The sequence below is a fragment of the Alistipes sp. An116 genome (assembly GCF_002161005.1).
GTDB classification, from domain to species: Bacteria; Bacteroidota; Bacteroidia; order Bacteroidales; family Rikenellaceae; genus Alistipes; species Alistipes megaguti.
Genome location: NZ_NFLR01000006.1, coordinates 167530 through 180185 on the forward strand (window position 1 = coordinate 167530; position 12656 = coordinate 180185).

At 57.2% G+C, this 12656-nt stretch carries 11 protein-coding genes, 1 tRNA gene and 1 other RNA gene; 9 read left to right on the forward strand and 4 right to left on the reverse strand.

From position 1 onward, the window contains the following. Positions 1-255: 255 nt before the first annotated feature. Positions 256-658: a transfer-messenger RNA gene (ssrA, locus tag B5E60_RS06155) on the reverse strand. Between the two features lie 130 nt (positions 659-788). Here ssrA and B5E60_RS06160 point away from each other — a divergent pair. The 5 genes from B5E60_RS06160 to B5E60_RS06180 all read left to right on the forward strand — a co-directional run bounded on the left by B5E60_RS06160 (position 789) and on the right by B5E60_RS06180 (position 5666). Continuing rightward, on the forward strand, positions 789-1526 hold the full coding sequence (locus tag B5E60_RS06160; RefSeq protein WP_087310372.1) for a cell division ATP-binding protein FtsE: 738 nt from the start codon (positions 789-791) through the stop codon (positions 1524-1526). A gap of 81 nt (positions 1527-1607) precedes the next feature. Beyond that, positions 1608-3563, forward strand: a complete 1956-nt coding sequence (gyrB, locus tag B5E60_RS06165) for a DNA topoisomerase (ATP-hydrolyzing) subunit B (protein ID WP_087310374.1) — start codon at positions 1608-1610, stop codon at positions 3561-3563. Between the two features lie 93 nt (positions 3564-3656). Continuing rightward, positions 3657-4280 (forward strand): uridine kinase, encoded by a 624-nt coding sequence (udk, locus tag B5E60_RS06170; RefSeq protein ID WP_087310376.1) that lies wholly within the window; start codon positions 3657-3659, stop codon positions 4278-4280. A gap of 478 nt (positions 4281-4758) precedes the next feature. Beyond that, on the forward strand, positions 4759-5037 hold the full coding sequence (locus B5E60_RS06175) for a LysO family transporter (RefSeq protein ID WP_087310378.1): 279 nt from the start codon (positions 4759-4761) through the stop codon (positions 5035-5037). Beyond that, complete coding sequence (locus tag B5E60_RS06180) at positions 5034-5666, forward strand: lysine exporter LysO family protein (protein ID WP_087310380.1); 633 nt, start codon at positions 5034-5036, stop codon at positions 5664-5666. Before B5E60_RS06175 ends, B5E60_RS06180 begins: the two co-directional genes overlap by 4 nt. Before the next feature lie 149 nt (positions 5667-5815). On the opposite strand, the gene mutS is transcribed toward B5E60_RS06180, so the two are convergent. The 3 genes from mutS to B5E60_RS06195 form a co-directional block, all read right to left on the reverse strand. Next, positions 5816-8446 (reverse strand): DNA mismatch repair protein MutS, encoded by a 2631-nt coding sequence (gene mutS / locus B5E60_RS06185; protein WP_087310411.1) that lies wholly within the window; start codon positions 8444-8446, stop codon positions 5816-5818. Between the two features lie 278 nt (positions 8447-8724). Next, positions 8725-9300, reverse strand: coding sequence for a uracil-DNA glycosylase family protein (locus B5E60_RS06190; protein ID WP_087310382.1), 576 nt, complete (start codon positions 9298-9300; stop codon positions 8725-8727). Further along, positions 9293-10708, reverse strand: a complete 1416-nt coding sequence (locus B5E60_RS06195) for an ATP-dependent DNA helicase (RefSeq protein WP_087310384.1) — start codon at positions 10706-10708, stop codon at positions 9293-9295. The genes B5E60_RS06190 and B5E60_RS06195 overlap by 8 nt, the downstream gene beginning before the upstream one ends. 46 nt (positions 10709-10754) lie before the next feature. On the opposite strand from B5E60_RS06195, the gene B5E60_RS06200 reads away from it, so the two are divergent. The 4 genes from B5E60_RS06200 (at position 10755) to B5E60_RS06215 (ending at position 12638) form a co-directional block, all read left to right on the forward strand. Next, the gene (locus B5E60_RS06200) at positions 10755-11390 is read left to right on the forward strand and encodes a hypothetical protein (protein ID WP_087310386.1); all 636 of its coding nucleotides are present in this window, start codon (positions 10755-10757) and stop codon (positions 11388-11390) included. Further along, positions 11329-11979 (forward strand): hypothetical protein, encoded by a 651-nt coding sequence (locus B5E60_RS06205; protein ID WP_239403240.1) that lies wholly within the window; start codon positions 11329-11331, stop codon positions 11977-11979. Before B5E60_RS06200 ends, B5E60_RS06205 begins: the two co-directional genes overlap by 62 nt. Beyond that, on the forward strand, positions 11970-12506 hold the full coding sequence (locus tag B5E60_RS06210) for an RsmD family RNA methyltransferase (RefSeq protein WP_087310389.1): 537 nt from the start codon (positions 11970-11972) through the stop codon (positions 12504-12506). The genes B5E60_RS06205 and B5E60_RS06210 overlap by 10 nt, the downstream gene beginning before the upstream one ends. 55 nt (positions 12507-12561) lie before the next feature. After that, a tRNA-Asp gene (locus B5E60_RS06215) sits at positions 12562-12638 on the forward strand. The last annotated feature ends 18 nt before the right edge of the window (positions 12639-12656 follow it).

Here is a 12656-nt window from a genome sequence, read left to right on the forward strand (position 1 = left end):
GAAGAGAACCGGAATTTCCCGATTTGGCTTGACTTTCATGGTTTTCTATGTTTTAACAGGTTGACAGTCCAGTCGTTTTGCGTCGGCTCCAACAGGATCCTCGGGGCGTGTGCAGCAGCTTGCCATGCAAAAAACAGGTGCGGAAGCGCGGTTGAGAATTGCTTTCACGTGTCGGTCGACGGCTGTCAAAAAGTGAAACGGCTGCTGAAACACAAATTGGCATCTACTTAATATTTAAGCAGATGCCAATTTCGCTTGTGGAGGTGGCGGGAGTCGAACCCGCGTCCAAACAGGGAACCCGAAAGCTTTCTACACGCTTAGTCGCCGTTTGATCCTTCTCCCCGTACCTGGCAGGCAACAACCCAGCACAGGGCCCAGTCCCTTGATCTTCGCACGCCGGTCGGGACCGCCGGTGCACTATCTCTAAATGAATGATACCCCGTATGGAAAGGCATTAAAGAGCGGAACACCTCTCCGGGATACTCGTCGCCAAGACGCCTTGGCCTCGGCGATTAAGCTAATTTTCCTTGAAAATTAGGCAGCGAGTGCGTAGCTGTTATTGCCATTTGTAGTTCGAGCGTCGGGATTTACGAGCCGCCACACAGCGCTCGGCGTGCTTACAATCAAACTCTGCCTGCTGTCAAAACCGGGCACCCCCGAATTTGCTTGCAGTCGGCTGTCGACCGTAGACGCGGCAAAGATAATACATTTTTCCCGTTTTTCACCCTCCGGCTCCCCCGTTCCGGAGATTTTTTCGTATCTTTGGCCTCGGTAAACCGAAAACTGTCATGGACAATTCCTATGTCGTTGAGCTCCGCGACGTGGCCATCTACCACGCCGACGACCCCTTCGGAAGCGTCTCCGAAAAGAAACTCCTCCGCCAGGGCGAAATGGTCCTCTCGGAGGTCAACCTCGCTATCCGTCCCGGCGAGTTCGTCTATCTGATCGGACGCGTCGGCAGCGGCAAAAGCTCGCTCCTGAAGACCCTCTATGCCGACATGCAGCTCCTTACGGGTGAAGGCCATATCGCCGGATTCGACCTGCGGAAGCTCCGCCGCCGCGACATCCCCTATCTGCGCCGCAAGATCGGAATCGTCTTCCAGGACTATCAGCTCCTTACGGACCGCAACGTCTTCATGAATCTCTACTACGTGATGAAGGCCACCGGCTGGAAGTACGAACACGAGATCCGCGAACGCATCGACAAGGTTCTCGGGCTGGTCGAGCTGGGCGCCAAAAGCTACAAGATGCCCTTCGAACTCTCGGGAGGCGAACAGCAGCGCCTGGTCATCGCTCGCGCCCTGCTGAACCGCCCGCAGGTGCTGCTGGCCGACGAACCCACCGGAAACCTTGACCCCGTGACGGCCGACGGCATCATGAAACTCTTCCGCCGGATCGCCGAGGACGGATGCGCCGTGGTGATGTCCACCCACAACACCTCGCTGATCGAGAACTATCCCGCACGGGCCATCCTCTTCTCGCAGGGCAAGATCCGCGAGGTCGATCTCGAAGCCGAACTCGCCTGATTTTCCCGCCCGAAAGCCTCCCCGGCATATTGGATTATCCGAAAACTTTTCGTACATTTGTACGATATTTGAAAGTTTGAGATGAGTACCGAACCAGAAATCATTAAGAAACAGGAAGAAGAATATTCCGCATCCAACATCCAGGTCCTCGAGGGTCTGGAGGCCGTGCGGAAACGTCCCGCCATGTATATCGGCGATATCGGCGAAAAGGGTCTCCACCACCTCGTCTACGAGGTCGTGGACAACTCCATCGACGAGGCCCTCGCCGGATACTGTACCGATATCGATGTCACCATCAACGAGGACAACTCCATCACCGTCAAGGACAATGGCCGCGGTATCCCCACCGGATTCCACGAAAAGGAGGGCAAGTCCGCACTCGAAGTCGTACTGACCGTCCTGCATGCCGGCGGTAAGTTCGACAAGGGTAGCTACAAGGTCTCCGGAGGTCTGCACGGCGTCGGCGTATCCTGCGTCAATGCCCTCTCCACGCTGCTGATCGCCGAAGTCCACCGCGAAGGAAAGATCTTCCGCCAGACCTACTCCAAGGGGAAACCTACCTCCGAAGTCGAGATCATCGGCGAATGCTCCGACCGCGGTACGACCATCACCTTCAAGCCCGATGCCGAAATCTTCACCCATACCACCGAATACAAGTACGATATCCTCGCAAACCGGCTCCGCGAGCTGGCGTTCCTGAACAAGGGAATCCATCTGAACCTCTATGACCGCCGTCCCGACGAGGAGGGGAAACTCCGTGAGGATCACTTCTATTCGGAGGAGGGCCTCAAGGAGTTCGTGAAGTATCTCGACGCCACGCGCGGAACCCCGATCATCGACCAGATCATCTATCTCGATACCGAAAAGAACGGTGTCCCGGTCGAGGTGGCCATGCAGTACAACGACTCCTTCTCGGAGAACGTCCACTCGTACGTCAACAACATCAACACCATCGAGGGCGGTACCCATCTGACCGGATTCCGCCGGGCCCTGACCCGAACGCTCAAGAAGTACGCCGAGGATTCGGGCATGCTCTCCAAGTTGAAGTTCGACATCAACGGCGACGACTTCCGCGAAGGTCTTACCGCCGTGGTTTCGGTCAAGGTGGCCGAGCCTCAGTTCGAAGGGCAGACCAAAACCAAACTCGGCAATGACGAGGTGGCTGCCGCCGTCGATCAGGCCATGGCTGCCGCTCTGGGCGATTATCTCGAAGAGAATCCCAAGGATGCCAAGGCCATCGTGCAGAAGGTGATTCTGGCCGCTACGGCCCGTCACGCCGCCCGTCACGCCCGCGAACTCGTTCAGCGCAAGACCGTCCTCTCGGGAGCGGGTCTGCCCGGAAAGCTGGCCGACTGTACCAGCCGCGACCGCTCGGAAGCCGAGATCTTCTTCGTCGAGGGTGACTCCGCAGGCGGTACCGCCAAGTCGGGCCGTGACCGTAACTTCCAGGCCATCATGCCGCTGCGAGGCAAGATCCTGAACATCGAAAAGGCCCAGGAGCACAAGATGTGGGAGAACGAGGAGATCAAGAACATGTTCCTCGCTCTGGGTGTCAAGATCGGAACCGAGGAGGACTCCAAGGCGCTCAACCTCGAAGGGCTGCGTTACAACAAGATCATCATCATGACCGATGCCGATGTCGACGGAAGCCACATCGCCACGCTGATGCTGACGTTCTTCTTCCGCAAGATGAAGGAGCTGATCGAAAACGGCCACGTATACATCGCCACCCCGCCCCTCTATCTGGTCAAGAAGGGCAAGCAGGAGCGTTACTGCTGGACCGAGAAGGAGCGCGACGAGATCACCGCCGAATTCGGCAAGGGAGCACACGTACAGCGTTACAAAGGTCTCGGTGAGATGAACGCCCACCAGCTGTGGGAGACCACGATGAATCCCGACACGCGCATCCTGCGCCAGGTCAACATCGAAAATGCCGCCGAGGCCGACCGCATCTTCTCGATGCTGATGGGTGACGACGTGCCGCCCCGCCGCGAATTCATCGAGAAGAACGCCCACTACGCCAATATTGACGCGTAAGCAAACTCCACGGAAAAGGACTGTCCGACGAGTACGGACAGTCCTTTTTCGATAGAACGAAATAACAGTCAACCGATTAAAAACGCCCGCGGTATGAAAGTTACGGTTATCGGTGTCGCCGGTGGTACCGGCTCGGGAAAATCAACCCTCGTCAAACGGCTTCAGGAGGCGTTCGTCGGGGACGATGTCGCCACGCTCTGCCACGACTACTACTACAAGGCCCATCCCGAACTCACCTACGAGGAGCGAACGAAACTCAATTACGACCATCCCCAGGCCTTCGATACCGAGATGTTGGTCGAGCACATCAAGGCCTTGAAAAACAACGTTCCGATCGAACATCCCGTCTACTCGTTCGTCGAGCACGACCGCATGCCCGAAACCGTCTGCGTCAAACCCTCGAAGGTAATCATCGTCGACGGTATCTTGATCTTCGAAAACAAGGAACTGCGCGATCTGATGGACATCAAGGTCTATGTCGACACGGATGCCGACATCCGGCTGGCCCGGCGTATTCTGCGCGACGTCTGCGAACGCGGGCGTACGATGCAGTCCGTCATCACGCAATACACCTCCACGGTGAAGCCCATGCACGACGAGTTCGTCGAACCCTCGAAAAAGTATGCAGACGTCATCATTCCCGAGGGTGGCTTCAACTCCGTGGCTGTCACCATGCTGATCCAGAGCATTCGTTCGCTCATCGAGCGCAACAAATAGCCCCGGGGCCGGCGAAGGGGGGGGGCTAGGAAGAAGGGGTGAGGAGCAAAGGGAGGAGAGGAAAGAGGAGAGAGCCATAACACGCAATGTGCCGATTCGAAAGAGTCGGCACATTGCATTTCCATATACATGCGCCCAAACGAAACAGAGGGGATAAAAGAGAAATTTGGAAATACGGTTTAACCGTTCTATCTTTGCACCCGAAACCAATACATGAATATGAACATGCGCGGCAGACATATCCTCAAAAATGCGCAGCGAGGTCCCATTCGGTCCTTGCAGACCGTGCATGTACATTGGTTCAGCGGCTTTATCTGAGCGCCGGAGACAGTAAGCGGCGGAGAACCGCTCCGTCCGTTCCGGAGCATTCTGCACTCCGGATTCGATTCATCCTGCATATTTAATCATTTTGCCTCGCGGGTCTACGCCTCGCCGTGATGGTTGTGCGTATCTGCGGGCATAAACGACGATTTCACCCATGTTTCGAATTCTGTTTCTCCTCTTCGCAGGAATCGGGGTCGGCTATCTATTGCGCCGACGCCCGCTCGTTCATAAAACCGAAATCGGGGTACAGGCGACCATCGCTACCCTGCTCTTCGTCTTCGGCTGCTCGATCGGATCAAACCATGAGCTGATCCACAGCCTCGGCCAATACGGCGGACAGGCCCTGCTGATCGCCGCACTGGCTACGGCCGGAAGCCTTGTGGCCGGATGGGCCGCTCAGCGTTTCATCTTTGGGAAAGGAGGTCGCCGATGAAAGCCAATCTGTTGATTTTCGGATGCTTTGCGGCAGGAATACTGCTCGGGATCTCCGGTCTCGAGCCCCAATGGATGCATCGCCCCGATCTCTCGATGGTGCTCCTCTCGATTCTGATTCTCCAGGTGGGAATCGGCCTCGGCGGCAGTGACAACCTCAAGGAGGTCGTTCGCTCGATCAGACCCCGGATGCTGCTCCTGCCCCTGTTCACGATTGCCGGATCGCTTCTCTTCGCCGCCTGTGCCGCGCTGATTCCGGGAAGCCGTTCGCTGACGGAGTGTCTGGCCGTCGGAAGCGGGTTTGGATATTACTCGCTCTCCTCGGTGCTGATCGCCAATGTCGGAGTGGCTTCGCTCGGCGCCGACGGTGCCGCAGAGTTGGCCACAGTCGCCCTGCTGGCAAATGTCGCACGCGAAATGTGCGTGTTGTTCTGTCTCCCGCTCTTCGCCCGCTGGTGCGGACGCATTGCTCCGATCTCGGCAGCCGGGATCAACTCGATGGATGTCTGTCTGCCCGGGATTGTCCGCTACTCGGGCGGAAGCTCGCAACTCGTACCACTGGCCATTCTACACGGAATCGCCCTCGAAATCAGCGTCCCGCTGCTGATCACCCTCTTTTGTCAGGGGTGATCGGCGGGATTGGATTGCCGAGCGCACAGTACCGGATGTCCTGCGTCCGATCCGGTCTCATGCCGGTATAAGCTCCCGTTGGTATGGCCGCAACGAAAGTCCGGAACCGGCCAAACGGAACCGGCACCGCCCGGAAGTCCGTCGGCCAATCAGAGACCCGTGATCTTCTTGATCTCGTTGAGCTTGTTCAAGGCCTCGAGCGGCGTCAGCGCATTGATGTCAATCCCCTTGATCTGGTCGCGGATCTGCACCAGTACCGGATCGTCCAGCTGGAACATCGAAAGCTGCATGTTCTGCGGCACTCCACTCTCGGCTGCCTCCTTTACGGCCTGCGCCGATTTCCGCCCCCGATCCTTCAGGCTGCGGCTCGGGACAATCTCGGTGTTGCCGTAGACCAGCTCAAGGTTGCGCAGAATCTCGTCGGCCCGCGCAACCACCGAGGCCGGCATGCCCGCCATGCGCGCCACGTGGATACCGAACGAGTGCTCCGTACCGCCACGCTCCAACTTGCGCAGGAAGACAATCTGGTTGCCCACCTCCGTCACCGCCACGTGGTAGTTCTTCACCCGCGGACACATCTGCTCCATTTCGTTCAACTCGTGGTAGTGCGTCGCAAAGAGCGTCTTGGCCCGGGCCGTCGGATGGTTGTGCAGGTACTCGACCATCGCCCAGGCTATCGAGATGCCGTCGTAGGTGCTCGTACCGCGGCCAATCTCGTCCAACAGCACGATGCTCCGATCCGAAATGTTGTTCAGAATGCTGGCCGACTCCAACATCTCGACCATGAACGTCGATTCGCCCTGCGAAATGTTGTCCGAGGCCCCCACACGCGTGAAGATCTTGTCCACCACGCCGATATGGGCCGATTGGGCCGGCACGAACGATCCCATTTGCGCCATCAGGATGATGAGTGCCGTCTGACGCAGCAGGGCCGACTTACCCGACATGTTCGGGCCGGTGATCATCATGATCTGCTGCTTCTTGTCGTCGAGCATCACGTCGTTGGGAATGTACTCCTCCCCCACGGGCATCAGGGTCTCGATCACCGGGTGACGGCCCTGACGGATGTCGATCCGCTTGCCGTCGTCGAGAACCGGACGGACATAGTGCCGCTCGACGGCCAGCCGCGCAAACGACTGCAGGCAGTCGATCCGCGCAACAACCGCGGCATCGCGCAGCATCGGACTCAGCGAGTGGCAGATGAAGGCCATCAGCTCGGCGTAGATCTGCTGCTCGAGCTGCAGCATCTTCTCCTCCGCACCCAGAATCTTCTCCTCGTACTCCTTCAGCTCCTCGGTGATGTAACGCTCGGCATTGGCCAGCGTCTGCTTGCGGATCCACGTCGACGGAACCTTGTCCTTGTGGGCATTGCGGACCTCGATGTAGTAGCCGAAGACGTTGTTGTAGCTGATTTTCAGCGAGGGAATCCCCGTCTGCTCACTCTCCCGCTGCTGGATATGGGCCAGATAGTCCTTGCCGTGAAGGGCGATCCGACGCAGATCGTCCAACTCGGGATTCACCCCGTCGGCAATCACCCCGCCCTTCTGGATCTGGTTGTTCTGCGGATCGGGATAGATCTCGTGCGCAATCCGGTCGCGGACCTCCGTCAGCAGGTCGATCTGCGAGGCCAGCGACTGTAGCCGCTCGTCGTCCGTCGATTCGAGGGCCGCCTTCAGCGTCTCGATCGCCGTGAGCGAGTTCTTCAGCTGGACCAGTTCGCGCGGCGTCACCCGCTGGGCCGAAATACGTCCCGCAATACGTTCGAGGTCGCCCACCAGCGAAACCTGTTCGCGAATGGCGTCGGCCAGCTCCGCATCCTTCGTGAAGCGCTCGACCACATCCAGCCGGAGGTTGATCTGCACGGGATCCTTGATCGGCATGGCGATCCAGCGCTTCAGCAGACGACCGCCCATCGGCGTCAGCGTGCGGTCAATCACATCGGCAAAGCTGCCCTTTTCACGCGCGCCGTTCGAGGAGAAAAGCTCCAGATTGCGGATTGTGAACTTGTCCACCCAGACGTAATCATCCTGGTCGATACGCGAAATCGAGGTGATATGGCCCGTTTCGTGATGCTCGGTAAAATCCAGATAATAGAGAATGGCGCCGGCAGCGGAGATGCCCGCCGTGAAGTGGTCGATACCGAAGCCCTTGAGCGACGGTGTGCCGAACTGCTTGCAGAGTTTCTCGCGGTTGACATCCTCCGAGAAGACCCATTCGTCGAGACGGTAGGTATAGAGCCTCGACCCGAAGCTTGACGTGAAGCGATCTTCGCAACCCCGTTGATACACAACCTCTTTCGGCTGAAGATTCGAAAGCAGTTTATCCACGTAGGCATCTGTTCCCTCGGCTACGTAGAACTCGCCCGTCGAGAGGTCAAGGAAGGCGACTCCCGTCTTCTGCCGGCCGAAATAGACCGCCGCTATGAAGTTGTTCTCCTTGTTGGCCAGAATGTTGTCGCCCAGAACAATACCCGGTGTCACCAGCTCGATCACGCCCCGTTTGACCAGCCCCTTGACCAGCTTCGGGTCTTCGAGCTGCTCGCAAATCGCCACTCGCTCGCCCGCACGGACCAGTTTCGGCAGATAGCTGTCGATCGCATGGTAGGGAAAGCCGGCCAGTTCGACATACGAGGCGGCTCCGTTGGCCCGGCGCGTCAGGGTGATACCCAGAATGCCGCTCGCCTTGATTGCATCTTCCCCGAAGGTCTCGTAGAAATCCCCCACCCGGAAGAGCAGCACGGCATCGGGATGCACCGCCTTGATCGAGTAATACTGCTTCATCAAGGGGGTTTCGACATATTTTTTCGTGTCGGTTTTCTTTTCGTTATTCTTTTCGGTAGCCAAGGTAAAAATCGCTAAAAAGACGAGACAAAGATAGCTTTTTTTCGGCGGTCGTGCAATGTGGCCGGTCGAATTTTTCGGTATCGGACGGGTCGGCGGGGCAGAGTGCACGGACGAACGATCCGGGTGCAGGCGGGCAGCCAAGGCACAAGCGGCGGTCTGGGTGCAAGAGGACAGGCTGGGGATGGTCCGAAGGGTTTGCCGGAAGCGGGCGCCGGTCAGAGAATGCCCGATTCGGCGAAGGGTTTCCGGTAAAATTCGGCCTTCCACTCGATCGGGCGCGGGAAGGCTCGGGAGGTCGACGGCATGCGCCAGATGTGCAGATCCCGATCGGCATACCGCGCCGCGCTCCACGCCCCGACAGCCGGCAGCTCACACCCCGTGATGCGGCACAGCGTATCGGCCGCCTTGCCGCCCGTGACCACAATCGTCCGGCACGACGGAATTCGCCGCAAAAGCGCCGCCAGGTCAACCTCGCGAACCACTTGAAGTGATGCGTCAGAGGCGTTGTTATTCAGACGGATTACTTCCTCCGACGTGTCGTATAAGGCGATCCCCCGCTCGCGGCAGAAGGACTCGATCTTCGGTTGGTCGAAGCGCCGCTCACCCGGAATCTCGAAGGCGTGTCGGTCGCCCAGGGCCAGATAACCGACGATACGCCACATGTCATTCTGGAAGTTCGGGTAGTAGAACTCCATCGACCACCGCTTGCGCTGCGGCGGAAAACTCCCCAACATCAACAGCCGGGCCTGCTCCGGAAGAAAGGGCTTCAAGGGGTGTTGTTCGCTATTCATAAAACGTGGAATCGAAGTTGACCAGATAGAGTTTCTCGGTGGCGCGCGTCAGGGCCGTATAGAGCCATCGCAGCAGGTCGCGCGTCATCGGCTCGTCGCCGAACAGGCACCGATCCACAAATACCGCCCGCCACTGACCACCCTGCGCCTTGTGGCACGTCACGGCGTAGGAAAACTTGACCTGAAGCGCGTTATAGTGCGGATTCTCACGGATTTCGCGGAAGCGTTTCAACTTGCTGCGGATATCCGTGTAGTCCTTCTCCACCTCGTAAAACAGTCGCGTCGACTCCTCGCGTGTCAGCGACGGCGACTCCGACGTGAGCGTATCGAGCAGAATCTTGCATTCGAGTTCCGTATCGTCGTAGTCCGGAAACGACAGCAGCGCCTCCGCAAAGCGGAATCCGTAGAAATCCTCGAACCGCCGCAGCCGTTTCAGTCGCGCAATGTCCCCGTTGGCAATGAAGTTCATCGGGCAATTCTCCGTGTGCTCCGGAAAGTAGTAGTTGTTCTTGACCACCATCAGCATGTCGTTGCTCTCGATCTCCTCCTCGGCGTAGAGCACGTTGCGGCGGATACCTTCATTATAACGGTTCGCCCGCTTGTTCGAACGCGTGATGACGATCGTCTCGTCCCGCCCGTAGCGCTCGTAGCAATCCTGAAGCTTCTCGAGAAACTCCCCGCCCTCGACCGCCTCGATATCCGGATAGTTCATCTCGAAATGCGGCGTCGTGCAGATGCCGTTCTCCAGCATGCAGCGCACAAGCGTCGCGTTGAAGAGGATTCCCGATTCGGACTCCTGGCGCACCACTTCATCCATCGTCCCGTAGACCACCTCGCCGTAGGCCGACATCGTCGTGGGGTCCAGTGCCGGGCTGAAGTCGCTCCCCACGGGCGGCAGCTGCGCACTGTCTCCCACCAGAATCAGTCGGCAGCCGCGTCCCGAACGGACGTAATCCACCAGGTCCGACAGCAGCGACCCGCTGCCAAAAAGCGCCCCAGACGAGGCCGTATCCGACAGCATCGAGGCCTCGTCAACAATAAAGACGGCCCCCTTTTCCAGGTTGGGACTCAGGGAAAATTTCGATTCGTAATCGGCATTCGTCCGCTGGCGGTAGATGCGCTTATGGATGGTAAGTGCCTTCTCCTGAGAGTATTGCGCCAGCACTTTCGCCGCCCGACCCGTCGGAGCCAGCAACACCGTCTTGATTCCCAGCTCCTTGAGCGCCCCGACCAACGCCGCAACCAGCGTCGTCTTGCCCGTTCCGGCGTAACCGTTCAGGACGAAAATCTTCGACGTATCACTCTCTGACAGGTATTCCGACAACTTTTCTATAATTTTTTTTTGCCCGGGAGTTGTTTCGAAACAAATTTTACCGTAAATTTGGGTCGCAATACGTGTGCTGAACATGTGTCGGTGTTTTACTGTGCAAAATTAACAACAAATATTTTATAAAATGAAAAAACTCTTTCAAATCATTCTTGCCGTAGCCATCATCGCTCTGATCTACGTCATCTATGTTCAGATCTCCACCCCGATCAAGTTCGAGGCGGATACCAAGGCCAAAAAAGCGCAGGTTATCGACCGCCTTCAGGACATCCGTACCGCTGAGCGCGCTTTCAAAACCAAGTATCAGCGCTTTACCGCCAGCTTCGACACCCTGGAGTCCTTCGTGCTGAACGACACCCTCGAACTCGAACGCAAAATCGTCGACGAGGATGACTCCGTCGCCATGGCCATGCTGAAGAAGGCCGGTCGCAAGAATGTCGAGAAATTCAAGATCGCCGTTATCGACACCATCTTCGCCCCCAAGAAACTCTCGCGCGAAGATGTACTCAACTTCCGCTATATCCCCGGTACCGACAACAAGGCGCAGTTCATTCTGGAGGCCGGTATCATCACCACCGAGTCCAAGGTCGTGATCCCTGTCGTGGAGTGCCGTGCCCCCTACAAGATGTTCCTCGATACGGTTGCCTATCGTCAGGAGGTTATCAACCTGATCGACGACGAGGAGAACAACTACAACCGTTATGCCGGACTCAAATTCGGTTCCATGGACAATGGTAACAATGAGGCAGGTAACTGGGAGTAAAACCCCTTCTTCAAAATTCGGAGTGTCCATTCAGCAGTCGTTGGATGGACACTCTTTTTCACTCCCGGAACTCGAGCAGATGACCCCGTCGGACAAGCCGGTCGAGGTGGAACTTCTCCTCCCAAAAACCATGCTCGTGCCGGAAAACCTGTTCCAAAATGAACGGGCAGCAGAGTTCCTCGCCGCAAACGGAATGCCGCTTGCCGAGTCGGAGTGCACCGCAGTCTGTCCGGCCAAGAACGGCACGGTAGCCGTGGCGGCTATGGAGAAGAAGACCCGGCAACTGATCGCCGAAAAACTCCCGCAGGCACGATTCATCTCTCCGCTCGAGTATCAGCCCGACGAGACCCGCAGATGTGTATGGATCTGCCGGCGGGGAACACTCCTCTACGTCAAAGTCTATCGCGACGGAGTGCTGCAGCTGGCCGAGGTAATTGTCGGTTCGACAGAAGCCGAAATCGGCTATTTCATCCAGCGGCTCGGTGCGGAGTTCCCGCTGGCGGAATATGAACTGCGGATTGCCGGCGATGAACCGAAAAAAGTCCGGAAATGGATCGGTAAAGTTTTCGAAAAGGTATTATGCGAATAGTAAGCGGTAAATACAGAGGGCGGACCATCAATCCCCCACGCAATCTCCGGGCCCGGCCTACGACCGACTTCGCCAAGGAGAACCTCTTCAACGTGCTGAACAATCTGGTCGATTTCGAAGAGTGTGACGTGCTGGATCTCTTCGCCGGGACCGGATCGATCAGTTATGAATTCGCCTCGAGAGGGGCGCGGAGCGTCACGTCGGTGGAGATCAACCCCGTCCACTACAACTTTATCCGACAAACGGCTCAACAATTAGGCATCGACAACCTCCATCCCGTCAAGGCCAATGTCTTCCTCTATCTGAAGAGTTGTCCCAAGCAGTTCGACATCATCTTCTCGGACGCTCCATACGATCTGCCCGGCAGCGAGGAGGTCATTCGGGAGGTCTTCGAGCGTGATCTGTTGACGCCGGACGGACTGCTGATTTTTGAGCATTCCAAGAAAATGGATTTTTCGACTTACAAGCACTTCTGGCAATTAAGAAGTTACGGAAGCGTGCAATTTTCTTTTTTCAAAAAGGTCTGAAAAAATTTGCCGATTCCAAAAAAAGTGCTACCTTTGCACTCGCAATACCGAAAGGGGTGCGTTAGTTCAGCTGGTTAGAATACGTGCCTGTCACGCACGGGGTCAGGGGTTCGAGTCCCCTACGCACCGCCAGAAAGGGTGTAAATCAAG

Coding starts and splice junctions, on each gene's coding strand:
- B5E60_RS06175 (WP_087310378.1), top strand. CDS start 4,759: ATGTTTCGAATTCTGTTTCTCCTCTTCGCAGGAATCGGGGTCGGCTAT.
- gyrB (WP_087310374.1), top strand. CDS start 1,608: ATGAGTACCGAACCAGAAATCATTAAGAAACAGGAAGAAGAATATTCC.
- udk (WP_087310376.1), top strand. CDS start 3,657: ATGAAAGTTACGGTTATCGGTGTCGCCGGTGGTACCGGCTCGGGAAAA.
- B5E60_RS06190 (WP_087310382.1), bottom strand. CDS start 9,300: ATGAATAGCGAACAACACCCCTTGAAGCCCTTTCTTCCGGAGCAGGCC.
- B5E60_RS06210 (WP_087310389.1), top strand. CDS start 11,970: ATGCGAATAGTAAGCGGTAAATACAGAGGGCGGACCATCAATCCCCCA.
- mutS (WP_087310411.1), bottom strand. CDS start 8,446: ATGAAGCAGTATTACTCGATCAAGGCGGTGCATCCCGATGCCGTGCTG.
- B5E60_RS06200 (WP_087310386.1), top strand. CDS start 10,755: ATGAAAAAACTCTTTCAAATCATTCTTGCCGTAGCCATCATCGCTCTG.
- B5E60_RS06160 (WP_087310372.1), top strand. CDS start 789: ATGGACAATTCCTATGTCGTTGAGCTCCGCGACGTGGCCATCTACCAC.
- B5E60_RS06195 (WP_087310384.1), bottom strand. CDS start 10,708: ATGTTCAGCACACGTATTGCGACCCAAATTTACGGTAAAATTTGTTTC.
- B5E60_RS06180 (WP_087310380.1), top strand. CDS start 5,034: ATGAAAGCCAATCTGTTGATTTTCGGATGCTTTGCGGCAGGAATACTG.
- B5E60_RS06205 (WP_239403240.1), top strand. CDS start 11,329: ATGCCGGACTCAAATTCGGTTCCATGGACAATGGTAACAATGAGGCAG.